Origin of the sequence: Streptomyces shenzhenensis (assembly GCF_003688995.1) — a bacterium.
GTDB classification, from domain to species: domain Bacteria; phylum Actinomycetota; class Actinomycetes; order Streptomycetales; family Streptomycetaceae; genus Streptomyces; species Streptomyces shenzhenensis_A.
In genome coordinates this window covers 31,865-57,234 of record NZ_PENI01000025.1, presented here as the reverse complement: position 1 = coordinate 57,234, position 25,370 = coordinate 31,865, and the positions used below count along the sequence as shown (strand labels likewise).

The 25,370-nt window shown below is 68.9% G+C and carries 15 protein-coding genes and 3 pseudogenes; 8 read left to right on the top strand and 10 right to left on the bottom strand.

Annotated features, from left to right (window positions below):
• Nucleotides 1-190 precede the first annotated feature (190 nt).
• The 3 genes and pseudogenes from CTZ28_RS31485 to CTZ28_RS31475 form a co-directional block, all read right to left on the bottom strand.
• On the bottom strand, nt 191-3,196 hold the full coding sequence (locus CTZ28_RS31485) for a glycosyl hydrolase (RefSeq protein ID WP_121893120.1): 3,006 nt from the start codon (nt 3,194-3,196) through the stop codon (nt 191-193).
• A 708-nt stretch (nt 3,197-3,904) separates the two neighbouring features.
• A complete protein-coding gene (locus CTZ28_RS31480) occupies nt 3,905-4,669 on the bottom strand; it encodes a class I SAM-dependent methyltransferase (protein ID WP_121893119.1) in 765 nt (254 codons plus the stop codon).
• A 256-nt stretch (nt 4,670-4,925) separates the two neighbouring features.
• Nucleotides 4,926-5,876: pseudogene (locus tag CTZ28_RS31475) on the bottom strand (IS701 family transposase); the annotation flags it as partial.
• Nucleotides 5,877-6,045: 169 nt separating this feature from the next.
• Here CTZ28_RS31475 and CTZ28_RS31470 point away from each other — a divergent pair.
• A complete protein-coding gene (locus tag CTZ28_RS31470) occupies nt 6,046-6,576 on the top strand; it encodes a hypothetical protein (RefSeq protein ID WP_259471906.1) in 531 nt (176 codons plus the stop codon).
• A gap of 155 nt (nt 6,577-6,731) precedes the next feature.
• Here the strand turns inward: CTZ28_RS31470 and CTZ28_RS48785 are convergent, their stop codons facing one another.
• A complete protein-coding gene (locus tag CTZ28_RS48785) occupies nt 6,732-6,902 on the bottom strand; it encodes a hypothetical protein (RefSeq protein WP_259471905.1) in 171 nt (56 codons plus the stop codon).
• Nucleotides 6,903-7,094: 192 nt separating this feature from the next.
• Here CTZ28_RS48785 and CTZ28_RS31460 point away from each other — a divergent pair, with 192 nt between their 5' ends.
• Complete coding sequence (locus CTZ28_RS31460) at nt 7,095-7,733, top strand: hypothetical protein (protein WP_121893118.1); 639 nt, start codon at nt 7,095-7,097, stop codon at nt 7,731-7,733.
• Nucleotides 7,734-8,225: 492 nt separating this feature from the next.
• Here CTZ28_RS31460 and CTZ28_RS31455 read toward each other — a convergent pair whose 3' ends face one another.
• A complete protein-coding gene (locus CTZ28_RS31455; RefSeq protein WP_121893117.1) occupies nt 8,226-9,095 on the bottom strand; it encodes a hypothetical protein in 870 nt (289 codons plus the stop codon).
• Nucleotides 9,092-14,323, bottom strand: coding sequence for a caspase family protein (locus CTZ28_RS31450; protein WP_121893116.1), 5,232 nt, complete (start codon nt 14,321-14,323; stop codon nt 9,092-9,094). Before CTZ28_RS31450 ends, CTZ28_RS31455 begins: the two co-directional genes overlap by 4 nt.
• 1,120 nt (nt 14,324-15,443) lie before the next feature.
• On the opposite strand from CTZ28_RS31450, the gene CTZ28_RS47310 reads away from it, so the two are divergent.
• Nucleotides 15,444-15,650 (top strand): hypothetical protein, encoded by a 207-nt coding sequence (locus CTZ28_RS47310; protein WP_183154679.1) that lies wholly within the window; start codon nt 15,444-15,446, stop codon nt 15,648-15,650.
• A gap of 42 nt (nt 15,651-15,692) precedes the next feature.
• On the opposite strand, the pseudogene CTZ28_RS50005 reads toward CTZ28_RS47310, so the two are convergent.
• Nucleotides 15,693-16,322: pseudogene (locus CTZ28_RS50005) on the bottom strand (transposase); the annotation flags it as partial.
• A 104-nt stretch (nt 16,323-16,426) separates the two neighbouring features.
• On the opposite strand from CTZ28_RS50005, the gene CTZ28_RS31435 reads away from it, so the two are divergent.
• The 3 genes and pseudogenes from CTZ28_RS31435 to CTZ28_RS31425 form a co-directional block, all read left to right on the top strand.
• Complete coding sequence (locus CTZ28_RS31435; protein ID WP_121893115.1) at nt 16,427-16,969, top strand: DapH/DapD/GlmU-related protein; 543 nt, start codon at nt 16,427-16,429, stop codon at nt 16,967-16,969.
• Between the two features lie 218 nt (nt 16,970-17,187).
• Nucleotides 17,188-18,081, top strand: coding sequence for a Vgb family protein (locus CTZ28_RS31430; protein ID WP_121893114.1), 894 nt, complete (start codon nt 17,188-17,190; stop codon nt 18,079-18,081).
• 130 nt (nt 18,082-18,211) lie between these two features.
• Nucleotides 18,212-18,439 (top strand): annotated as a pseudogene (locus tag CTZ28_RS31425) (ankyrin repeat domain-containing protein); the annotation flags it as partial.
• A gap of 162 nt (nt 18,440-18,601) precedes the next feature.
• On the opposite strand, the gene CTZ28_RS31420 reads toward CTZ28_RS31425, so the two are convergent.
• From CTZ28_RS31420 to CTZ28_RS31410, 3 genes are all read right to left on the bottom strand, one after another.
• On the bottom strand, nt 18,602-19,033 hold the full coding sequence (locus CTZ28_RS31420; RefSeq protein ID WP_121893112.1) for a MarR family transcriptional regulator: 432 nt from the start codon (nt 19,031-19,033) through the stop codon (nt 18,602-18,604).
• 125 nt (nt 19,034-19,158) lie between these two features.
• Complete coding sequence (locus tag CTZ28_RS31415; RefSeq protein WP_121893111.1) at nt 19,159-21,174, bottom strand: laminin G domain-containing metallophosphoesterase family protein; 2,016 nt, start codon at nt 21,172-21,174, stop codon at nt 19,159-19,161.
• Between the two features lie 126 nt (nt 21,175-21,300).
• Nucleotides 21,301-22,707 (bottom strand): DHA2 family efflux MFS transporter permease subunit, encoded by a 1,407-nt coding sequence (locus tag CTZ28_RS31410; RefSeq protein WP_121893182.1) that lies wholly within the window; start codon nt 22,705-22,707, stop codon nt 21,301-21,303.
• A 140-nt stretch (nt 22,708-22,847) separates the two neighbouring features.
• Between CTZ28_RS31410 and CTZ28_RS31405 the strand changes: the two genes are divergently transcribed.
• Both CTZ28_RS31405 and CTZ28_RS31395 read left to right on the top strand, forming a co-directional pair.
• Entirely contained in the window at nt 22,848-23,279 is a 432-nt protein-coding gene (locus tag CTZ28_RS31405; protein ID WP_121893110.1) for a MarR family winged helix-turn-helix transcriptional regulator, read from the top strand.
• A 411-nt stretch (nt 23,280-23,690) separates the two neighbouring features.
• Nucleotides 23,691-25,358 carry an adenosine deaminase family protein gene (locus CTZ28_RS31395; RefSeq protein WP_259471903.1) on the top strand — a complete coding sequence of 556 codons (1,668 nt, stop codon included), beginning with the start codon at nt 23,691-23,693 and terminating at the stop codon, nt 25,356-25,358.
• Nucleotides 25,359-25,370 lie beyond the last annotated feature (12 nt).

Sequence of the window (25,370 nt, the reverse complement as noted above, 5' to 3'; positions counted from 1 at the left end):
ACGGACACTCCAGGCTCGGGGCGGCACCGTTTGCACAGTGACGAACCATCAAAGGTGTGAGCTACAAAGGGAGTTGAATCGTTCAATCCGGCTGGGGCACACCAACGGGAAACTCCCGCAGGAAGGCGCGAGCGCACCCGGCCGCGACCAGGTGCCGCCGGGTGCGATCGGATGCGCTCGCTCGTGAGGTTCAGCCCACGACGGCCTGGACGTGAGGCACGAGGCGGACAGGCCCCACGAGGCCGTGGGCCTGCCGGGAGACACCGCCGAACACGGCCGGCTGAACGGCCCTCAGCCGGTTGATGAGCGGTGTCGCCACCTCGATCTCGATGACGTTCGCGCCGCGCCGCAGCAGGGCCCCGACGTCGGCGACCGGGTGCAGCCGGTCGACCGGCGCCGACCGCGTGCCGTTGACGGTCACCCGGAACGTGTCGCTGACCTGCCCGAGTTCCAGCAGCGCACCGTGGGAGGCGTCCCAGTCGTCCGGCAGCACGACCGTGGTGCGGTACCGGCCCACTCCGGCGGAGTCCGCCAGCTCGGTGATCTGCGACCAGGGCAGCAGGGTGTCCAGCGTCAGCGTGCGGCGGACCCGTTCCGTCCGTGTCGCGTCGGCTCCGGGATACCAGTCCTCGACGTCCAGCTGCCAGCGGGCCGGGGTGATCGGCGCGGGCACCGAGGGGATGACCGTGGTGACCGTACGCCCCCGGGACAGGCGGGTCGTGTACGTACCCGCGCTGCCGGCCCGCAGCGTCAGCCCGCGCCGGGTGAACAGCACCGCGTCGGCGTCCGTGGCCAGCGCGTGCTGGCGGGCCCCGTTGCGGTCGCCGAACAGGCCGGGCCGCCCGAGCGCCACGATCATCGTCTGTCCCGGCTGGAGCGTGACCCGCAGGGTGAAGTCGTCGCCGTCCTGGGTGTACCGGGCGAGTCGCACACCTTCGCCGGTCCAGGGGTCGAGGAGATACGGCACGGTGGCGCCGCGCCGCGTGCCGCGCAGGGTCACCTCGTGGTCGATCGCCGCCACGGGCGGCTTGACGGTCTCGGCGTGCTTGCCGTTGCACAGGTAGTAGTAGTCCGCGTCCGGGGTGGCCCGGTGTGCGTTGAGCAGCGTGGACGAGGTGGCGTAGCGCACGTCGGGTGTCACGCCGAGCCGGGCGAGGGCGTCGCCGACCGCCGTCTTGTCGCTGACCTGGAGCACCCGGGGCAGGGCGAGCAGCCGGGCCATGATCTCGCGGAGCCGGTCCGTCTCGCCGGAGGCGGGCACGCCGGGGGTGAGCGCCTGGTCGAAGGCCCCGAGCAGGACGATCGGCAGGCCGGCCCGGGCCAGTTCGAGCAGCTTGCGGGCGTGCGGCTCGGCGAGCGTGGGGGTGGAGCCGTAGAAGAAGTCACTCTCGACGAACAGCGCCTTGTAGGCGGGTCCGTGCGGCGCGAGCCGACCGCCGGACACGGTGGCGGCGGGCAGGTCGAGCAGCGGGCCGCTGAGGAACTGGTGGGTCCAGCCGAGCGGGACACCGGTCGAGGTGAGCCAGGAGGCCCCGATGCCGGTGGCGGTGTAGCCGGTCTGCCGGAAGACGGCGACGTCCGCCCGGGCGGTGCCGGACTGCAGGACCCCGTGCACACGGGCGAGATACGCGGAGACGTCCTCGATGTGCCGCCAGGTGGGCTGCCGCGGCCCCCAGGACTCGCCGTAGCCGGACGTCCCGTTGTACGGGCTGAACGCGGCGAAGCCGGGCCAGCTCACCTGCGGTGCGGTGGCGTAGGAGAAGCCGTGCACGACGGTCTGGTTGACACCGGCCGCGTAGGCGCCGCCCATGGTGCGCAGGAACCTGTCCCACGTCGTGCTGTACGCCGACCCGTTGTAGGCGCCCGCCTCGCAGGACAGCACCGTGTGCCCCGCCATGTCCCGGCCGCCGGCCAGACAGCGGTAGTCGTCCAGGTTCTTGAAGCCGAGCGACTCGCCCTCGGCGATGTCGAGGACAGCCGCCGACGCGATGGCGTCGGTCTGCAGACCGTACGGCTGGGCGCGCAGCTGCATGCCGAGCGCGTGCGCCCAGTCCCGCAGGGCGCGCAGATGATGGCGGTTGAACAGACCGGAGACGGTCTCCCAGAAGTCGTGCCTGATCTGCCGCGTCACCTGGGCCTCGAAGGCGAAGACCTGGTTGCTCTTGTCGAGGACGAGCGCCGGCAGATACGGCAGCAGCGGGCGGCCGGTGTGCTTCTCGAACGCCTCCGGCAGCCCCGGCGTCCAGGTCAGCCCCTCGGTCTCCAGCTCCACGGAGTCCTCGAAGAAGGCTCCGCCCGCCGCCTTCAGCAGCCGGCGCACGGACGGGGTCAGCACCTGCCGGTTCCAGTACTCGGTGACCGCGGCGGTGCCGTCCGCGGACAGGTGGTCGACGACGAACGCGGCCGGATCGGAGTGCGGGCCGGACTCGGGCTGCTGCCCCGAACCCCGCTGCCAGTACGAGAGCAGCACCCAGTCGCCGTCCTCGGGCGCCGTCCAGGTCAGCGTGCCGTCCGTGACGGTGGCGGTGAGGTCGCGGACGCCGGCGAGGTCGAGCCCGGTCTCCTTGCGCGTGGAGTTCGCCGGGGCCACCCGGGCGGCCTGCACGGCGAGGAGTTGCTGCCGGGTGACACCGGCGGCGGCTTCGCGCAGGGGCGGCGGCACCGGGCCCTGGTAGGTGGCTCCCGCGGCCAGGTCGACCCGGCCGTGGACGAGTTCCTTGGCCGCCGCCGTGTCGTCGGGGGTGACGCCGGGGATGGCGACGGGCCAGCTCGGGCCCAGGGTGATGTCGACGGTCACGCCGCGTCTCGCGGCGCGGCGCAGGGCGGCCTCGACGCCGTCCCGCCACGGCCTGCTGCCCCACCCGTGGGCGGCGGTGTCCAGCACCGACTTGTCCTTGATGCTGTGGTGGACCGCGGCGATCTCGACCCCGCCGAAGCCGGCGTCGGCGATCTGGTCGATCTCGCGGGCGATCTCGTCGGGGTCCACCAGGCCGTCGGGCCACCACCATCGGAACCTGGGGCGCACCGACCGTGCGGGGTCGGCGAACCAGTCGCCGGCGGGGCCGCTCCCGGTGGCGGGAGCCGCGACCGCGCCGGGGGACGCGGCCCAGAGGGCGGCCGCGGTTCCGGCGGCCAGTCCCGCGGTCAGGACCGAGCGGCGTGAGATCCCGCCACGTTGCGAGAAGTGTTCATGCATGACTGCGCCCCAAAGGGAGTTGGATCCAGGTGGTGATGGCAATGCGGATGACAATGCGGATGGCCATACGGGTTGAATCGTTTCAACGACGGCGGACGCCGGAACGGTAAGCCGCTGGTTCGAACAAGGTCAAGATGTCGGCAACACGTTTTCCGACCGGGGGGCCGTTCGGTACGTGTTTTCTTCCTGACGGCTCGTTCCGTGAGTGGTCGGGGAGGGTTGGCCTGCCGCTTCCCGGCGTTGATGGTGGTGGAGACGACGGGCGTACGAGGGTGACGTCATGTTGATCGCGATGACGGGGCTGTCCGGTTCGGCGGGGGTGCGTGGAGCAGCGGGGTGCCTGGTACAGCGAGGCTGTCTGGAGCAGCGGGGTTTCCCGATACAGGGGGGCTGCCTGGTACCGCGGGGTTGCCCGGTACGGGGAAGAGCGCGGTCGCCGAGGCGTTGGGGCACAGGCCGCCGGCTCCGGTTGTGCCCGTGGACCCGGTCGGGGCAGCGGTGCGGCGTGCGGGGGTGGCTCGTGGCCGGCCCACGGGTCTGACGGCGCATGTCGTGGACGAGGTGGTGGCCGATGGGGTGTTCGTCCTGGGCCGGTCGGCGATCGTCGATGCGGTCAACTCCGTGGGGGCCGCCCGAGGTCGGTGGTGGTCGCGGGCGGATCGCCATGCGGCGTCCCGTCTGCCCGGCGCTGTGTGGTGCGCACGCTCCCTAGGGCATTCCGAGAGGGACGGGCTCCGTGGTACCGCGCCGCGCCACGAACACGAACTCCCTGCCCGGCCGGTCGGGTGCGTCGCGTACGTCCTCGACGACGAAGCCGTGCTGATGCAAGTCCCGCTCGATCTCCGTACGTTCACGGAAGCGAAGGGTCGATTCCGAGGTCAGTACGTCCCCGTCCGCAGCGAACACGTGCGTACCCCGGAAGCTCACCAGCGGCAGGCTCACGTCCGTCAGCTCGGCCCAGGTCTCGACGTGGCCGACGCCCGGGATGTCCGTCATGCGGTACGTGGTCTCGCGCGTCCACTCCGCCCACTCCTCCCACACGCGCCGCGCCGGATCGCGCGTCTCGAAGACGAGCCGCCCGCCGGGCCGCAGCGCCTCGTACGCGCCGCGCAGCGTCGTACGCCACGCCCGCGGATCGGCGATCGCCTGGGCGACGTTCCCGGTCATCGTCACCAGGTCGATCCGCATGGGCGGCAGGTCCCCCGCGTCGCCGTCGAGCCAGCGCACCCGCTCCGCGCCCGGCTTGCCACGCGCGACGTCGACGGACGCCCGCGCGGGATCGATCCCGGTGACCGTGATCCCACGCTCGGCGAGCAGCAGCGCGAACACGCCCGTACCGCACCCGATGTCCAGCACGGACCGCGCCCCGAACTCCTCCGCCATCGCGAGATACGCGTCGAGATCGCTGCGGTCCGGATCGAGTACGTCGTAGATGGCGGCGAGGCGCGGATGCCCGAAAGCGGCGTCAACCATGGAGGCGAACGTACGTGGCCCCGGGCCCGCGCGGCCACTGCTTTTCCGGGGTACGGCGCCAAGCGGGCCCGCCGAAGCGCGCCGCCGATCCCGGCACCCCTATTCGGACCCGCCCGCACCACAGCGAACCTCGGCCAGGCGCCGCTCAGTGTCACGCCCACATCGGGGGCGGGGCGAGGGTGACGGCCGCTTGGCAGGACTCGGCGGTCTTGTCGTAGCGGGTCGCGATGCCACGCCATTGTTTGCGGCGGTTCAACAGCCCTGCCAGGCCCTTGGCTGCCTGGAACGTCTCCTCGACGGTCCACCTGCGCCCGGCCACCCGCACGAGCGTGGCCAGCGGCACTGGGATGGGCGAGTAGCTGCGGTAAAAGGCGAGTTCGCCGCTGCTGCGGTTGCGGCGAACGAGCAGATGGCGGTGACCGGGTTGGCCGTCGGCAACGTCGGCCAGGGCCCACTCGTAGAAGCGGTGCCCTTTGGCGCCGGCGCCTGCGGACAGCTTCTGCCAGGCCCGTTTCGGCAGCTTTTTGGCCAGTGCGTCGGCCCGCACCTTGCCCGCTCGGGTGGCGATCTGGTGATCACAGGCGACCGCGAGGACGTAGCCGACCTGGCGCTCTTGCAGCGCGTCCCGCAGTTGCGGATTGCCTCCGTAGACCTCGTCTGAGGCTACCCAGGATGCACTGACCCCGGCGTCCAGGGTCCGGTCGATCATGCGGACGGCGAGCGCGGGCTTGCTGGTGAAGCCGACCTCCTCGGGAATGCCGGCCAACCGGCAGCGGGCCGCATCCGTGATCCACGAGCGCGGCACATACAGTTCCCGGTCGATTGCCGCGTGTCCGCGTCGGCTGGGGTAGGCGAGGTAGACGGCGACCTGGCTGTTCTCGATGCGCCCGGCGGTGCCGGTGTACTGGCGCTGCACGCCTACCGTGGCGGTGCCCTTCTTCAGGTCGCCGGTCTCATCGACCACCAACACCGCGTCCTCGTCATGCAGTTGCTCGACGACGAAGCTGCGCAGGTCGTCCCGGACCGCATCGGCATCCCACTTCGCCCTCGACAGCAGATGCTGCAGGCCGTACGGGGTGGCATCGCCGGCATGCTCGGCCAGCGTCCAGCAATTCTTGCGTGGCAGGTCCGACAAGAGCCCGAGCACGAACTTCCGTGTCCACCGCCGTGGTTCCACTCGGGTGAACCGTCCCGCGATGCGGCCCATCAGGGCCTCGAACATGTCCTGCCAGTGGGCGGGATCTAGGCTGGGGCCTGCGGCCGCCGCCTGATCTTCTGTCTTCACACACCGATGATCAACAGTGGCCGCACTCGCGCCGCTCGACCCCTGCCATCCCGGGGCAGAGGGCCCACACGCGCCGGGCAGGGGGCTAATCATGTGGTCGACCACTTCACGACCGGTGTTCCGGCGCTTCGTCGGCGCCGTCGTGGTCGGCGTGGCCTTGGCCGCGACCTCAGGCTGCACGGTCCCCATCGATGCCGTTGCCGGCATCTCCGTGACCGGCGACGGCCATCTGCTCGGTGTCATGATGGTCTGCGGACATCAGATCGATGGCGCGACCCTCTACGTGGACAGCGCCGACGTCGACAAGACGGTGACGGTCGGTTCCTGGACCGCCGACCGCCCGCTCACGACCGGTCTCGTCACCTGGACCCTCGATTCTCCTGCTGCCGGCTGGGCCGCGACCAGGTCTCTCGCTCCGCTCACCGCCAGGACCACCTACGCGTTCTACGGCTGGACCAAGGACAACTCGTGGTCATCGAGCAGCGTCTCCTTCACCCTGACCGACCGGGACCGGCTCACCCCCGGAAAGGTCCGCTACGACAGCGTCTCAGACAACGGCGACGAGTCCGCAATCACCGTCTCCATGGCGGAGTTCAAGACCAGGGCCTGCCAGAACATGTAATGCCACGGCACCCTCGGCCAAGCCGAGGCACTCCCGTTGCCGGGAGACACGCGCTCAACCCTCACCGCCACAAGACGCAGGACCACGATCTACAACTGCATTACTAGGGGCGAGTTCGGCGAGCCCCGGCGGCAGTGCGGGGGTGTCGACGGCGGTCAGGCCGAAGGGATCGGGCCTGGCACCGGCACGGGATCACCGGGCGGCTTCCAGCCCCAGGTGGTGGGCGAGGCCCGGTAGATCCGCGCGGAGGACTTCGCGGTGCCCGCGCCGGTGAAGTACCGCTCGACCGCGGCTTCGTACGGCGGTGGCAGGACGCACAGCGACACGACCCGGGCGCCCGGCCATCGCTATGCGCCCCAACTCTCCGGTACGGACGCCCGTTCGGTCGCCCCCGTCCACCCCTTCCGCATTGGCGGGAGGTGGGACGGAGTCGTGTCACGACCTGGTGACACGGCTCACGTTTCCTTTACGTCTGGTCTACGGTGTCTGCCTGACCAGGTACCACTTGGGGGGAATTCATGCGTATCCACATGATCAGTGCCGTCTTACTCTGTGCGGCAGCCATCGGCGTCACCGCCTGTGAGCCGGTCGACGACAGCAAAGCAGGCGAGAGCAACGCGACTACGGTCGAGCCGGGAACGGCGACCAGCAGTCCGGGGAAGGAAGCCAAAGCCACATCGAAGCCGGTACGCAACTTCGTCGGCATGGGCCTCCAGTCCGCGCAGGACGCCGCCCAGGAGGACGGCTTCTACTCCCTGAAGTCACATGACGCTCTGGGCCGGGAACGGATGCAGGCGTTCGACCGGAACTGGCAGGTGTGCTCCCAGAACGTGGCTGCGGGCAAGACCGTGCCGACTGACACCACTCTGGACTTTGGTGCGGTGAAGCTGGACGAGTCCTGCCCGGCGAAGGACGAGACGGCGCCGTCAGCGAAGGGCGGAAAGATGCCGGACTTCAAGGGCAAGTCGGTGAAGGCGGCCTGCGCGGCGCTCGACGCGAGCACGTCGTTCACCGTGAAGGACGCGTCCCCGGACGACCGTTGGGTGCTGGTGGAGTCCAACTGGGAGGTGTGCACCCAGTCCCCGGCGACCGGCACCGACCTGAACGGGCAGCCGGTGTCGGTCACCGCGGTGAAGTTCGGCGAGACCTGCCCGTAAGCAATTCATGCGCGTTCACGCGACCGCGGTCACGGCTGACCTGCGCCTTGCCGCACTCACCGCATGCAGCGACGACGACGCCGGCAAGCCAGAGCCGAGGAGGCCGACGCGTGTGGAGAATCGTTGGGAGGTCTACGGCACGTACGCCCGCGTTGGATTTCGTCTCGCAGGGGCCCGCTTGCCACTGGTCCGCTCAGGCTCAGCGACGTGGACATGGATCACGGGGTTGCCGGGGTCGACGTCCCGGCGACAGAGGCCGGTAAACTCTCCGGACCGCCTCGGGCCGTACGCCCCGAGACAACCCCTCACGAGTGCGAATCACGTATCCCCCGCGCCCGCCCACGAGGGCAAACACACCATGGTCTGGGTTCCGTCTCACTTATTTCAGGTGAATTCGGAAACTCCGAGGGCTGAAGACAGGAGTCAGCCCCATACCGTCAGCTGACACGGTGCTGTGGTACGGGGATTGGTCCGCATTCGCAGCGTGACACCTCACAAGACCCCGGAGCTGCCGTCGCGCAGCGCTTCGGCCACAGCCTTGCCTGTCTCTCGGGCGGTGAGATACGGACGTATGTCGTGCGCTTTGGCGCCGTTGTGGACCAGATGGTCACGGATGCGGTCTCCAAACACCGGCGCAAGTTCCTTGGCCAGGGCTACGACATCACCTGCGTCGGCGATGTTGGTCCAGCGCTTCACTGGCGCCGGCCATCTCGCGTAACCACCGACTGGCGGGGGCGTGAGCCGATCGAAGACGAGGTTACGAACGGCCAGCGGGGACCCGAGAGTGATCAGCGTGAGATCGGGCCACTCAGGGTGGGCACACAACGTCTCGTAAGCGACGACCGTGCCCAGGGAGTGCGCGACGATCACCTCCGCGTCCCTGGTGACGATACGAGCCACCCGGTCCTGTACGGCGGCACGTACTTCCGGCTCCGTGAAATAGCGCTGTACCTGGCGGGCGCTGCCGATCATGGCGCGTTCACTGAGGCCGGAGAAGAACACGGAGTGGCTGAGCGCGTCCAAGGCCCGCTGGACCAGGAGGGGGGTGCGCAGTCGAGTCGCGGCACCGGGACCGGCAACCCGCGTCTCCTGCTCGGCCGCAGACGTCCACCATTGGAGGAGCAGATCGCGCTCAATGACTTCCTGTACGTCGGAGGCGTCAAGTTCGGGCTCGCCGAGACCACGGTGTCCAGTGGGGCGGAACAGATCCCCGTAGAAAGCCATGGAGACTTCGTCCCGGACCAGGTCCGTACCGGTCGCCAGCACCAGACCGTCGTTCAACGCCGGGTACCAGTCTGCGAGCAATGTTCCCGGACCTTTGTTCTGCTGGGCGATGCCGTGGACGAGAACGACGCGAGTCACGAGCCGCTCCAATGGGCAGCGAGATTGAGACGCAGCGCGATCACTCCCATGTCGGTTGCCACGCAAACCTGCCCGCCCGTATCGATCGCGATTCCATTGATACCGCTGCCGATGTCGAGTTCAGCGGTCCGCAATGGGGCGTCCACCGCCCAGACCCGCATCAGCCCGTACCGGTCGGCTGCCAGTAGAAGAGGCACACCGTCAATCGCGGCAGCACGGATCGCCCGCACAGCCGAGGGAAACGGTTCGAGATCAACACTGGCGTCCTGGCCACTCTCCATGTCCCAGACTCGGAGCCTTCCATCACCCGCCCCCGTGATCACCAAACTACGGCCGGTCCAATGCGCAATTTCCACGGCGCACGCCCCCTCGCCGTGGCCGCCGAGCGGTTCGCCCAACTGATCACCCTGACACGGGTCCCACAGCCGCACCGTGCCGTCCAGTGAGGCACTCGCCACTGCTCGGATGCGGCCGACCGTTCCAGCACACAGCGCCGTCACCTCGGCCGTGTGACCGGACATCGGTGGGCAGATGGGCGCCTGGCTGTGCAGGCCCCAGGCATCGAGCGTGTAGTCCGGTCCGATCGACACGACCGCCACTTCACCGCTGTTTGTCGTCAAAAAACACGACCGCTGGGAAATACCGGCACGCTTGCCTAGCTGCTTTCGAGACGACAGGCTCCATGCCTGAGTGTCTGGCCAACTGCTACGAACCACCAAGCTGTCCCCGTCCATCTGGGCCGCAGCGACCCCGAATGTCACCTGTCCGGTGGAGGTCAGATGGGCCGCAACTTGCTGACCACTGTCTAGATCGTGTGTCCGTACCACACCGTCAGTGGTGCCCGTAACGACAACGGCCTTACCGCCGGCTGGGCGCAGGATGTCGGCAGAGACTAATCCGCGTTCCGAGTCGCCCAGCGGCTCCCCAATTGGCCGCATGGAAGCAACGTCCCATACCCGCACATCACGCCAAGTAGCGACCACTGCCAGGGCGACACCATCGATGTGTGTCAACACCGGAGCAGCACATCTCAGGTCGGCCCAAGGCCGGTTGTATCCCTCCAGCGGTGGCCCCATGGGCACCGCTGTCTCCAAGTCCCAGATTCGAACGGTGTTGTCCAAGGAAGCGGTCACTACAACCGTCGCTGCCCCGATTCGGCCGAGCGCACCCGCTATCGCCAGATCCGTATGGCCGGGGTACGGGCCCCCGACCATTGAGGCGCTGAGCACGTCGTGGACGTAGACTTCATTGCCCTTGAACGTGACCACCGCCACCGCCCGTCCGCCGTGGAAGGCCACGCCGACCGTCCGCGCGGACGGCGTAAGCTCCGCTGCGTCGAAGTGGGCGCGGGGCCCACTTGGCCAGTGACTCCCCGAACCCAGGCCCACCTGCCACACGTACGCATGGTCGAGCGAGGTAGCAAGGATGATTTCCATCCCGCGTCCCAAAGACCTTACGGCAAGGTGCTCAACACCACCGATATGGCCGACGAGAGGTGGACCGGCCGCCTCTCCCCTGGCGACATCCCAGACCCGGACAGTCCCGTCTTCGCCACCAGTGACCAGGACCGACACGCCTCCGAGCGCGCAGAAGACCGCGCATCGCACGGCATTGGTATGTCCCAGGAAAGGCGGCTTCAACGGCGAGCCCGTGAACGGATCCCAGAGCCTTACCTCTGTGTCGGACCCGCCGGTCGCAACAACTGTCTGTCCGTCCAGAACCGCTATGGCCACGGCGGAGATCACACCGGAATGGCACTTCATCGGTTTACCGATTTGCACACGAGTTCGCACATCCCACAGCCGGGCAGTCGCATCCTGTCCCCCTGTGACCAGCAGCGTACGGCCACGATCCTGGCAAAGGGCCGTGCAGCCCACCGGCTGGCTATGACCCTCATCGGGCTGTTCGGCGGTCAGATCCCAGATGCGGGCGGTGCGGTCACGACTGACGGTGACCCCGAGAGAGCTGTCACCGCCGGTGAGCGTCGCCGCCTGGATGTCTTCAACGTGGCCACGCAGTGGAGGCGCGACTTGCTGCAGGGTGCGTAAATCCCACAGCCGGGCTTCACCGCGTCCACAGGTCAACGCCACCAGGCGACCCTTAAGCCGACCCGTGACAGCAGAGCGGACGCCGCTACCGCTCCAGTAGACGTGTCCCATAACTGGTTCGCCGATCTGCCGACGGTCAGTGAGGTCCCATCGGCTGAGCATGCCTGCCGCATCCCCAACCAGGGCAACACTCCGCCCGTCGAGTTCGGCCGTGCACACTGCGGTGACGGCGCGGGCCGGACCAATCAGCGGGCTGCCGTCGAGTCGAGCATCTCCGCCATCGAATACGTCGGTCAGGTCCCAGACGTGGACGGCCTTGTCGTCGCCTCCGGTGATCGCGACAGGGCGCCCGTCAAGCTGTCCTAGGTCGGCGTCGCGTACCGTACGTTTGTGAGCAGCCAACTCCGCACCAAGCTGCTGCCGTTCGATGAGGTCCCAGATACGCGCTGTGCCATCTGCGCTGGCGGTCAACACGACAGTGCGCCCATTGAAGGCTCCGATGGTGATGCTCTCAACCCGATTGGTGTGACCAGTGAGAGCCTCCCCGTACTCTTGACCTGCTGAAAGGTCCCAGACTTTCACCGTGCCGTCGGCCGCACCGGTGAGGACGACTGTGTAGTCGCCCAGTTCGCCAATGGAGACGGCGCTCACCGATGTGCCGACGGGTAGCGGTTCGCCGATCTGGCGCTGTGAGGTGAGGTCCCATACCCGGGCCGTTTCGTCCGCGCTTCCGGTCACCGCGATGGGACGGCCGTCGAGTTCCCCGACTGCGACGCATCCGACCGTTTTCGTGTGACCATGGAGCAACCGGTGCACTCCGCTGGTTGACCACCATGCCCACCGAGCAGACCAAGGAAGTTCGACCCCGACTCCGTCGATCCGGTCGGCGAGTTCGTTGGCCTCACAGCGGCGAGCCGACAGTTGCAGGTCGGCGGCCCGGCCCCCGACGGCATGGTCACTCGTAAGACGGTGGGCGACCTGCTCGTAGGAGCTGCGGATCCGTCTGGGGCCTTCGCCTTCAATCGAGGCTAACGCCCTTAGAAGAGCCAGCGACTCACTGGCGAGCAGGAATCCGGGGTCCTTGATGAGGGTGGCAAGCACTCCTGCCGCTGCTGCATGCGTGGACAGGTGCTGACGTACGTACGGAACAGCGGCGAACCAATCCGGCTGCTTCCCGGAAGCGACGGGGACGAGAGAGATCAGTGCCTCGACAACCGACCGCTGGAGCTCCTCGGGGGGCCGGTCCGCCGTCGCGCGCAGGTGCTCAGCCAGTGCCTTGTGGTAGAGCCGGTAGACCGAACGCCGATCGTCATCAACGACTTCGGCGATGTACGCTTCCGCTACGTCCAAGACCCAGGAGACGTCTTCCTCCGTGCAGAGCACGCCGGAGATCACCATACTCATCGCCGTCCACGTCCGGCCCCGGGGCAGTCCCTTGCCCTCCGAAAAGGCGAGGGCGATCAGCATGCGGCGGACCCGTGGCTCGTCCGGTCCGAAACGGGCGAGATAGTCGTCGAATGCCTCGCCGACCTCGCTCGGGAGTTTGTCCGCCCAACGAGGTTGGCTGATGTCCACCGGCGTCACGTCCGACCGCAGGGTCCGCGCCGTCGTCCTGGCATAGAGGTACACGCCGGCCGCCTTCTCTGCGACTCCGCGGGCGACCGCCCGTGCGAGATCTCGCAGGCCACGGTATGGAGTACGTACCTCGGTCTCCTCGCTCGCCAGAAGAACCCGTGTGACATACCCCGCCACGTCGTCCACACTCGCGCGGTACTGGGGCTGGTCCAGGTCCATGCAGACAAAGGTGGGCCCCAGGGGGCCGACCAGTTCATGGCGAGTCCCGACCAGAAGCCGTACGCCCTGGATCTCCGACATGGGGCGGAGGAGTTCCCGGGTAATCCGCCGGGGCTCGCCGTGACCGCCGGCGTCCGCGGCGGTGTCCGAACCTGCTTCGTCCACCGCGTCCACGACGATGACGAGCGGCGCCCCCTGGCGCCCCTTCCTGGTCAGCTCCTGGAGTAGTGCAGCAGCACCGTCGGCTTCCACCTCAAGGCCGGTGGCGAGCCGTTCCACCACCTCTTCGAGCCGCTTGTGCCGGGCGTGCACGGCAGCCGTGACACACCCGGCAGGCACCACAGTTGCGGGGTCGACGCCAGCAAGGTCGAGGCGATCCCGGTACCGGCTGTCCGACAGCGCAACGATCCTTCCCAGGACCGCGGACTTCCCGCAGCCGGGACTGCCAGTGACGACTCTCCCCCTGCCATCGCCATCGTCAGCGGTCAACCAGGCCACCAGTTCGGACAGCACCCGGACCCGCCCGCTGAAGTACAGGCCCTGTTCCGACTCGAACTCCACACCGCGCGAGCGCGGCCCAAAGTGCTCCGTGAGGTCTCGTAAGGCGACCCGGCGCTGCACCTCCAGGTCAGTTCCGATCGGCGGCAGTTCATCCGTGTACCCACTGTTCGGCAGGAACGGCGCCAAGCCAGTCACGAGACCGCAGGCCAACTCCGCGCGCTGGCCGAGCCCATCAGCCTCGAACCGCTCGTTGACAGCCTTGACCAGTTCCGTGAGGTCGAGATACTGCTGCCGCTGGCCAGTGCGCCCCGTGGTCGTCTCCACGGCCTCGGTCAGCGCGGCTACGAACGCTCCGTCCTCGGCAACATCTTTCCTGCGGGCGGATGCAAGAAACCACAGGCCCGTCGAGTCAGCGTCCGCATTCCGATAAGCGATTGTCCGCAACGCGACCGCCGAGGCTTCCGCACCCCCGGCACTGCCGGCACAGGTGTCGAGAATCAGCAGGAGGTGGCGAAGGTTGCCCCGGCACAAGATGCGCACCAGATCCTCGGTGGCCAGCGCCGTGGTCGCGAGGTCTCCGTCACGTGAGTCCCAGCAGAGTAGATAGTGCCGGTCGCGCTCCTCCACCGAACCGTGGCCCGCGAAGTACACGACCACCACGTCGTCAGTGGTGAGAACCGTGTCTTCCGACCAGTGCGACAACTTCTGCCGGATTTGCTCGGATCCGTCGTATTCGCCGAGCCCAGGCAGTACGGGCTCATACCCGAAACCGGCGAAGAGCTCTCTCGTCGCGCGAACGTCCGATGGCACAGAGCGTAACTGCTCGTCCTCGGTAAGGTGGCGGTACCGACCGCTCCCCAAAGCTACGAAGAATCGCCGACCCACTACACCGCCCCACCGCGAAGTTCACGAGCTTACGAAAACTGTAGCGATGAGCTCGCACTCTGCACTCGCCAAATACCAGACTGGCCACTCTCTTTGGCGTTTGAATCGTCTCGACGCCCACGGAAGCCCTCAACCAGTCATACAGATCCGAAGGCCGCATCCGAAGGGTCGATCGCCAACGGTTGACTCCGACCGCGCCGTCTGGCTGGCTCACTTCGTGGTTTCAGTCCTACTCTTATTCGTCAGCGTTCAACGCCGTCCGAATGCCGGTCCACCGACCCTCGCACCACAGGTGAGAACGCCGCCAGCCCACCCCGTACACCGGAGCGACAGTTGGAATGCGTGTTGGGGGCAACCCTTCACGAGTTCGAATCTCGTCTCCTCCGCCACGGTTGACCAGCCGAAACGAAGGTCCCGACCGTACAACGGCCGAGACCTTGGTCGTTGCGTGGTCTCAGTTGCCATGACCGAATCAGCACGGACTCGCACGGACCGCGGTGACCATCCCGAGCAAGCCCCCATCGCGGCAGCCGCTCCGAGCCAGCTCCGCCACGAGTTGTTCGGTGGCCGCTGATCCCTCCTCTATGCGCTCCCGCGACGGCGGCCTCGCGGCAAACGATCGCTTCCAGGGCTCGGCCGCTCTTCAGCCACCAAGATGTGTCCTCCACACCTCCAACCCGACGGCGTGCCGCACCAGAGCACGTATTTGCCCACCTCAGAAGCTATCCGGCTCCGCAAGCGCCGTCGCTGTGTCTTCCCCGAGTTCACCCCCTCCTGAGGGAGGGACTCTGCCAGCCGTACGTCCGCCGTCTGAAGCCGGAAGAGAAAACGACTCCGGTCGCGGCAGCAGTTCATCTCCGCCGCCCCGCCACACCCGTTCCCAGGTCGGCCGCGGGACCTGACGCATGCCACCGCCGGGCCCTGTGCAGGCAGCAGCCCAGTCCGGGCCCTCCGCTCGGTCCCGGCCTCGTCGCGTCCGGCGTCGGAGATCCATTGCAGCTCGCGCAGATCGTCGGTCGTGGTCGCGCGGCGTGTGAGCGGGAACCCGGCGCGCACGGATCCCTCGTCCAACAGCCCGCTCAGCTCTTCGAGATCGCCGGCTGCGTCGGCCAGCCGGTCCATGGCGGTCTCGTTGCCCTCATCGGCCGGCTCGCACAGGGTGAAGCTGGGGCGTGCCGGCCCTGGGTTCGGCGGCGCGGTCGGAGGCCAGGGCAACGATGGCATGGTGGTTTTCGCCACAGGGCTCGCGGCGTTGTACGTACCGGTGGAGCGGGCGCCGCTGGAGGCGTTCGGCATTGGCGTGTTCGACGCGGATGCGCCGGGATGACCGGCGGCGCTTGTGCTCTCGCCAGCCGTGCCGTTCGGGCGGGCGGGCGGCGGACCTGGGTCTCCGTTCCGTGTGCCGGATCGCGCCGGTCAGCGCGAGTATTCGCTGCATGACGCGGGCGACGACGCCGCGGGGTGTGCGCCCTCGATGCTGTTCGAGGTCGAGTTGTCCCTTGACTGTCTCGTCGACCGACTCGATGGCCTGCCGCAACGGCTTGAACAGAGATCCGCCGGGCCGCTGTGGTTCGCCCTTGCGGGTCGGTCGCCGCAACTGGATGCCCTGCTGGGCAAGTTCGTGTTCGAAGTCGCGGCCGAAGTTGTCTTTGTCGCCGATCAGTGTCTGGCCGGGCCGGGGGCGACGAGGTGCGGTTCGGTCGCGAGCAGGTCGAGCAGGGTTTCGCGTTCGTCGGCTTCGGCCCCGGTCAGGGCGAAGGCGCTGGGCAGACCCTGGAGGGTGCACACCAGGTGCAGGCGCAGGCCCCAGAAAAATCGGCTGTGGCCGGCGCAGTACCCGTACTCGGCGCATCATCGCCACGGTGACCGGCTCGACATCGGTGAGCTGCGGCGCGATCCCCACGGCCGGCCGCCACGGCGCCGGATCCGGAGACTCCCGCAACAGGTCGTCAGTCGTCGCATAGAGTGCCGTCGCGAGGGCGTCCGGGTTGTTCGTCACAAAACGATCTTGGATGCCCTCGTTCCCGTCTCCGCCGGCGCCCCTTGAAATTGACCATCTGGTGAGTCTTGTCCAGTCACCGGTACACCAGAAAGGATCGTGGCATGTCCAGCGACCGTCTCATGCCCATCCATAGCGCCGAGTTCCAGGCCATGGCCGAGAGGGTCCTGCGGGTCACCGAGCTCACCTCCCGCCTGAACGTCCTGCCTTTCGAGGACGAAGCGGGCAAGGCGGAACTGCTCGAACAGATCCTCGGCAAGCCACTGCCGTCGAGAGTCACGATCTATCCGCCCTTCTACACGGACCACGGCCTCCACCTCGACCTCGCCGAGCGCGTGTTCATCAACCAGAACTGCACGTTCCTGGACTATGCCGGCATCCGGCTCGGCGAACGCGTGATGGTCGGCCCGAAGGTCACGTTCATCACCAGCGGCCACCCGGTCGATCCCGAGGAGCGGCGGCTGTACCTCACCGGCGCGCCCATCGACGTGGCGGAGAACGTGTGGATCGGTGCCGGTGCCACGATCCTGCCCGGCGTCAGTATCGGCCGTGATGCCGTGGTCGCCGCTGGCGCGGTCGTGGCCGATGACGTTCCGCCGGCAAGCCTGGTGACCGGTAGTAAGGCAAGCGTGCACCGACGGTGGTGACGGCCTCTCCGGGGTCACGCCGAGCTCCCGACCACGGGGCAGTCATCAACCTCTTTGGAAGCCTGGCGCCCCTCCCCGAGGCAACTGGATCCAGTCCAGAGGGCAAGGCACCCTCCGCTCGCTCGCCCCGTACGGTCACTGACCCCTTGGAATTGATCATCTGGCCGAGGCGTCGGCCGGGAACGCTGATCGATCCGCATCCCAGGCAAGGAGTTGCTGTGCACCGTTCCGATGAGCCGGCCATCAGGGAGATCTCCGTGGCGGACAAGGAGGCTGGGCCTTACGGCATCGTGGCCGGACCCGACGGTGCCCTGTGGCTCACCTTCACACACAGTGGTCGCATCGCGCGTCTCACCCTCGACGGCGAACTCGCGGAATATCCCCTGGACTCACGCGTGTGTCGTCCTGCGGTCATTACCGTCGGGCCCGACGGCGCATTGTGGTTCACCCGGTCCCAGGACCATCGGATCGGCCGCATCACCACCCGCGGTGAAGCGCAATCCTTTCCTGTGCCGACCCCCGATAGCGGACCCTTTGGTATCACCGCGGGCCCGGATGATGCGGTGTGGTTCACACAGCTGAACACCGACCGTATCGGCCGCATCACCGGCACCGGAGAGATCACCGAGTTCGCCCTTCCCGTTGAGGGGGCCTTTCCCTCGGCGATCACCACAGGTCCCGATGGTGCGCTGTGGTTCACCCTCAACCAGGCGAACGCGATCGGCCGTATCACCGCCGACGGCGACACCGTCATGTACCCGCTTCCCACCCCGGGTGCCGCCCCTGTGGGCATCTCCAGTGACGGCGCCGCCTTGTGGTTCGTCGAGATCGCAGCGGGCCAGATCGGCAGGATCGCGGTGGACGGCGGGATCAAGGAGTTCCCGCTCCCCGACCGCACGGCCAGACCCCACGCCATCGTCGCGGCCTCCACCGGGGATTGTTGGTTCACCGAATGGGGAGCCAACCGCATTGGCCGCATCACCGCGAGCGGCGAGATCGCCGAGTACGATCTGCCGTCACCGTCATCCGAACCGCACGGCATCGCCCTTGGTCCCGACGGGGCTCTCTGGGCGGCCCTTGAGACGGGAGGGGTTGCGCGGGTGGCACCGTAGCCCCACGGCCCGCTTGGGCACACGCCGCTTCGCTACAAGGCCAATGTGCTGGTCACCACGGTCAACGAATAGATATCAGTGGCTCCGGCACGCCCATGATCGCTAGCCTCACCGGCCATGAAGCAGCGGCAGCGGCCCCGGCTCGGAGGGCACACCATTGTGCGCAGCCGCTTGCTGGGGGCATACCGAAACGGTCCGGGAACTGTTGGCGCATGGCGCCGATCCCAACCTGCGCGAAGACCACGGCGCGGGCAGGTCGCCACTGGACTGGGCGGACAATGGCCCCCACCCCGACACTGCCGAAATCCTCAGGGCAGCAGGAGCGCGGCCAACACCGACAGCTCACCCAGCTCCGTAGCCGGCAGCGCGTCAACGCCCACTCTCATCGGGCCCGCCGCAACCGAATTCACTCAGTGAGTGTCTTGCTCCGGGAACAGCCGCCGACGCGGGCGTGAGACAGGGCCCTACCCTTCAGAGGCGGCATCGGCCGCGGCGCGCCGCAGTCCGCGGTCGAACAAGGTCAGGAGCAGGAACACCACACCGGCGCCGAGCATGAACCAGGCCAGATGCACCGCTCGCCCAAGGCCGCGGCCAGCCATTCCTGACGGGCCTGCCGGTCGCCCTCGGCACGGGCGCGGCCGGCGGCGGTGAGCGCGACGAGCCGGCGCCTGCGGTCCGTGGGGTCGGGCCGGCGTGCTACGAGTCCGAGCCGCTCCAGCGCCTCGACGGTGGCCGCCATGGACTGATGGCGGACGCCCTCGGCGGTGGCGAGGACGCTCGTGGCGGCGAGACCGTCCTTGACGAGCCGGGCGAGCACGGACGCCTGGGAGAGGGTGATGTCGTCGGCGTCGGAGACACTGCGCAGCCGGCGGCGCAGGCGTCCCACCACCACTCGGACGTCCTGCGCGGCGCGCACGGCCGACTCCGGCGGCTGATCGCGGTCGTCGCTCATGCCTCGACGGTAATTTCCACAGGCTTACCTGTACAGTTTCCCCTGTACAGTTTTACCTGCCTTTACCGAGCCGGCCCGGCCACGGGCGCCGGGCGCCCGCGGTCGGGCCAACTGCCCTGCCGGGCCTATGCGTTCATGAACTGGGCAGGCGACAGTGCCCGGTTGGTGATCCGTACGTCGCCGATGGAGCCGTGGAAGACCTGGTCGATCTTGCCGTTCCACTGGTAGCCGCCGAGCAGGAACGGCATGTCGAGGGCGGTCAGGCCGATGGCGGTGCTGGTGGGATTGCGGCCCTCTTCACAGCCGTTGACGTAGAGCTTGCTGATCCGGCCGTCGTTGACGACGGCCACATGCCACCACTCCTCCTTCTGGAGCAGATGGCTCCAGGCGGTCGTCGCGCCGTCCTGGTTGAGCGGGTAGGCGTTCCACTGCAGCTCGATGGAGCTGGACAGGCCGAGGGTGAGGATGGGCTCCTCCGCGGTGGAGCCGGGCCCGTTCTTGCCGGCCTGGGCCGCCGTGCCCACGCGGCTGAGCATCGACGACCAGCCGTTGCGGCCGCCGTCCCAGTCGGCGGGCACCTTGAAGAACGCCTCGAAGGTGTAACCGCGGGCGAAGGTCTCGCGGTTGATCGGGGCCCGGTCGACGGTCTGCAGATAGCTGCCGCTGACCGGGTTGCCCTGGCCCGCGAAGACCAGGCTGCCGTGACCGGGCTGGTCGGGGTGGTGGTCGTCGGTGCGCACGAGCGCATGCGCGGACGTGCCCGGCACGGTGCGCAGGACGAGGTCGTTGCCGTTGCCCGTCTGGTCCTTGACCACCGTGCCGTCGGCCACGTCGGTGCCGGACCCGCCCTCGTCGAACCGCCAGTAGGCGAGGGTGCCGGGCAGCAGCATCCGGCGGGCGGGCCGGGGCTTGCGGGGCGGAATCGGCGCGAAGCCGGAGAACCGCTCGTCGAAGTCGATCTCCATCGAGAAGTAGTCGACGGACGACGTGAGTTCGAGCTCCTGCGAGGCAAGCGCGTTCATCTGCTTCTTCGCCGCGAGTTCACGGATCCACGGCGAGAAGGTGGCGACGTCGATCCTGCCGCGGTCGAGGTCGAAGCGGTACGAGCGGATCATGCCGGCGCCGCCGTAGTACCGGTCCTGGTAGTTGGTGATGTGCAGGTGCACGTCGTGCCCGGCGCTGTTCTTCATGACGGTGCTGCCGGGCGGCCAGTAGTGCCCGTTGAGGGTGAGGAAGATCTGGTCGTTGTCCTTGATCAGCCTGTCCCACATCTGCTGGCCGTAGCCGGACAGCCCCGCCGTGCCGTCGTCGTACGAGCCGACGATCTCGTGGGTGGTGACGATCACCGGCAGGGTCGGGTTGTCCGCTATGACGGCGTTGGCCCAGGCGAAGCCCGCGTCCGACAGCCGCCAGTCGAGGGCGAGCAGCATCCACTTGCGGCCGCCTGCCCGGAAGATGTGGGCGGTGTTGTAGCCGTCGGGGCTGGACGCGTGGTGACTGGGCCGCTTCCTGGCCCGGGCGACGCTGAAGGTGTCCAGGTACGGGGTGTCGCCCCGCTGGTCGTCGCCGTGGACGTCGTGGTTGCCGGCCAGCACGGCGTAGGAGGCGCCCGCGCGGTCCAGCATGCCGAACGCCTTGGTGGCCGCGGTGAACTCCTCGGCGAGACCGTTGTTGGTCACGTCACCCAGGTGCGCCAGGAAGACGATGTTCGGGTCGTTGCCGCCGGCACGGCCCTTGGGGTCCAGGACATAGCGGAACGACGCCTCCACCGGGACCGGGTGGATGCGGTCCTGGTCGAACATGTACTGCGTGTCGGGCATCACCACCACGGTGAACCGGGGGTTGTCCGGATCCGGGCTCCACTTGCCGCGCGCGGCGGGCTCCGTCGTGGTCCGGCCGTACGGGTCGTCGTCCGCGCCCGCGGCGGCCGCGTTCCCGTTTCCGTCGGAGGCGTACGCGGGTGCCGCGCCCAGCAGACCCGTGGCCCCGGCGGCGCCCGCGCCGAGCGCGCTCGCCCGCTGGAGGAACGTACGACGGCTCGACGCGGCGATGCCGTCGCCGTCGAGGTCCGCGGTGCGCGGGCACGCGCAGCCGGCCGCGTGCTCGTCGTGCCCGGCACCAGTCGCGGGGGATCTGTCCATGTTCCGCTCCTTTGCTCACTGTTGGAACGGCGGCACGTTACAGATCACCGGAATACGGCAGGATTGCCCACCGGGTACCGGATATCGAACGCTCCCCCAACACCCCGCCCGAAGGCCGCGGAGCGCTCAGTGGGCGCCCTCCCGGCGGCGCGGCGACGCGGTGGAACCGCTCGACGCGGTGGTGCCGCCTGCCGCGGCGCGGGCCGGGCCGTCGGGGAGGGTGAAGGCGAAGACCGCGGTCACCGCGGCGATCACGGCAAGGGCCAGATAGGCGTGCTGGTAGGCGGAGACGGGCGGGTGGGTCGCGGCGGCCGCGGGGGTACCGAGCACCAGGGCGGTGGTCACCACGGCCGGCGCGAGGGCTCCTCCGGTCTGGCGTACGACGGTGTTCAGCGTGGACGCCTGGGCCAGGTCCCGCCGGTCGAGGGTCGCGAGCGAGGCCACCGTCGTCGGCATGAAGACCCCGCCCATGGCGACGCCGAGCAGGAACATATAGCCGCGGAAGGTCCACAGGCCGGTGTCCTGGTCGCAGGTGGCGAAGAGCAGCAGGACCGCGCTGACCCCGGCCATTCCGCAGCCGATGATGATCCGCGGGCCGACGCGCGCGTACCAGACGCCGATGATCTGAACGGTCAGCAGGACGCCGAAGGCCTCGGGAAAGGTGCTGGTGCCCGACTCCAGTGCGGTGCGGCCCTGCCCCTGCTGGAGGAAGAGCGGGCCGAGATACATGGCGCCCATGATGGGCACCAGGCCCACCAGGCTGATCAGGTTGGTGTCCCGGAAGAGCCGGTCGGCGAAGAGGCGGAGCTTCAGCAGCGGCTCGGTGACGCGCAGTTCGAAGGCGACGGCCGCGGCGAGCAGCACCGCGCCGAGCGCCAGGGCGGTGATCACGGGCACCGAGGACCAGCCACGGTTGGGGCCTTCGCAGACCCCGAACATCAGACCGCCCATGGCCGCCGCGCTCAGCAGCAGACCGGGCAGGTCGAAGCGGCCCGGCCGGTGGCCGCGGTGCCGGTCCAGGAACAGCAGGCCGAACAGCACGACCGGCAGGCCGAGGGGCAGATTGACGTAGAACACCCAGCGCCAGGACAGCTCGTCCACCAGCAGGCCGCCGAGGACCGGCGCGGCGGCCGGCGCGATCTGCTGCGGGATGATCATGTACCGGGATATGCGCACCTGCTCCGAGGACGTGAAGGTGACGAACAGCAGGGCCGCCGCGGCCGGGAACAGCACCCCGGCGGACAGGCCCTGCACGGCGCGGCAGACGACGAGTTGGCCGAGATCGGCGGCGGCGCCGCACAGCACCGAGGAACCGAGGAAGCCGACGAGCGCGGTGAGCAGCACACGCTTGCCGCCGAGCCGCTCGACCAGCCAGGCCGAGGCGGGTATGGCCATGGCCAGGCAGACCGGATAGACCACGACCACCCCGTCCAGGGCGGCGGTGGTCAGCCCGAACTGGCGGGCGATCGAGGGCAGCGCCACGGTGGTGATCGCCCCGTCGACGATCGCGAGGAACGTCACGGAGACGCACATGACGGGGACGACCAGGCGCTGGCTGAGACGGAGGGAGGGGACGGACAGGACGCGACGGCGTCGGGACGACAGCACATGCTGAGGATACTCATTATGAGCGTACTCATAGAATGGGATATCGGACGAAGCGGGGGAGCGACATGGCAGTGCACGACAGCAGTGACATCCTGATCGACGAGCTGTACGAGACCACCCACCAGCTGCGGCAGTTCGTGGAGATCCGGCTGCGGGCCAACGGCGCCTCGGTGGCCCGGCTGCGTGCCCTGCGGATGCTCGCCCGGGCCGAACGGCCGCTGCGCATGCGGGATCTGAGCGAGCTGACGGGGGTGGCGGCGCGGACCACGACCAGCATCGTCGACAGCATGGAACGCGACGGCCTGGTGGAGCGGGTACGGCATCCGCACGACCGCCGGGCGTTCCTGCTGCGCCTCACCGACGAGGGGCTGCGCTGCCATCGCGAGGCGGAAGAGGTGGACCGGCTGGCGCTCGCCGAGGCGACGGCCACGCTCGACACGGCCGACCGCGCCCAACTGCGCACCCTCCTCGCCCACATCCGCAAGGCGACAGCGTGACGGGTGCGTTCCTGGGTTCGTTGGTCGCCGGGGCCGTGACCGGTTCGACGGGCGAGCCCAATGGCCCGGGCCGGGCACGGAGATGGCGATGCGGCACGGTGGAGGGATGTCCGAGTCCGCGCTGCCCGGAGGGTTCGTCAACGCCGTCGTACGCCTGCTCCGCGGTGCCGCGGCTCGTGCGCGAGTTCCACGACCTGACGGCCGGCACCGCCGCGGCCGGTGACCGGGAAGTGGTGTGCCACAACGATCTCTCGCCCAAGAACACGTGCGGCCCGGCGGATGCGGCTGGTCGCCGACGGCTACGGGCCGGTGGACCGGGGTGCCCGTAGGGGTTCCCTCTCCCGGGTGAGCGTCGGCCACACACCGCGCAGCGCCCCGTCGTTGGCCGGTCTCTGCGGCAATCATGCGGCGGTGACCATTCCGCTCCCCCACCCCACCGGCCGGCACCGCGCGTTGCTCACCGCGGGCCGACGGCGCGTCGTACTCACCGTCGGGCTCGGCGCGTTCGCCCTGCTCGCACCGCTGACACCCGGGTCCGCGACATCGGCCGCGGCCCATCCCACGGGCACCCGCGCGGCACCCGGCCCAGCGCCCCACGCGGGCGTGCCCCGACCGGTCACCCCCGCGGAAGCCCGCACGGACACGCTCCTGCGCTCCCTCCGCCACAGCCCCGCCCGGCTGCGCGGCTTCTTCCGGGACCTGCCCAAGGGCGGTGACCTGCACAACCATCTCTTCGGCGCGGTCCGGACCGAGTACCTCATCAAGCTCGCCGCCGACGACGGCCTGTGCATCGACACCGGCACGATGACCGCCGTCGTACCGCCCTGCGACACCCGCACCCGGCGGCCCGCCGCCGACGCCCGCACCGACCGGGCCTTCCGCGCGGCGATCCGCAGAGCGTGGTCGATGCAGGACTTCCCGCCGCACCGCCTCGGCCACGACCACTTCTTCGCCACTTTCGACAAGTTCGCCCTGGTCGCCGGGCGCCATCAGGGCAAGGTGCTCGCCGAGGTCGCCGACGACGTCGCCGAGAACAACCAGGTGTACCTGGAGACCATGGTCCAGCCCGCCGCCGACGCGACCGACCGGCTCGCCGACGAGGTCGGCTGGGACGGCGACCTCGCCCGCCTGCACCGCAAGCTCCTCGCCGGCGGCCGGCTGGACCGGTTGGTCGCCGCCGCGCGCGAGGAGACCGACGGCGTCGACGCCGAGTTCCGCGCCGCCGCCCGCTGCGACACCGGCCGGCCCCGGCCCGCCTGCCGGCCGACCGTCCGCCTCATCTACCAGGCCCTGCGGGCCGGTTCGCGCGAGCGTGTCTTCACCCAGCTCGCCCTCGGCATGCGGCTGGCCGAACGCGACCCCCGCTTCCTCGCCGTCAACCTGGTCCAGCCCGAGGACTTGCCCGCATCGCTGCGCAACTACCGTCTGGAGATGCGCATGCTGGCCTTCCTGCGCACCCGGTACCCGCACGCCCATGTCACCCTGCACGCCGGCGAGCTGTGGACCGGGCTGGTCAAACCCGAGGACCTGACCTTCCACATCGGCGAGGCGGTGCGCGTCGCCGGCGCCGAGCGCATCGGCCACGGAGTCGACTTCGCCTTCGAGCACGACCGGCGGGACCTGGCCCGCACCATGGCCGCCCAACAGATCGCCGTCGAGGTGCCGTTCACCAGCAACGCCCAGATCCTGGGGGTCCGCGGCCGGGCACACCCCTTCGAGACCTACCGCGCCTACGGCGTGCCGACCGTCCTGGCCACCGACGACCCCGGTGTGTCCCGCATCGACATCAGCCACGAGTACCAGTACGCGGCCGTCACCTACGGCCTGTCGTACCCGGAGTTGAAGGATCTCGCGCGGGCCTCCCTGCAGTACGCCTTCCTCCCCGGCAGGAGCATCTGGCAGGGCAACCCGACCACCACCGGCTACCGCCCCACCCCCGCATGCCGCAACGAAACCCTCGGCGACACCTCCCCCGCCCCACGCTGCCGCCACCTGCTCACCACCAGCCCCAAGGCACGGGTGCAGTGGCACCAGGAGGCCGCCTTCACGACCTTCGAGCACACCGGCCGCCGCAACTGAACACATCGCTCG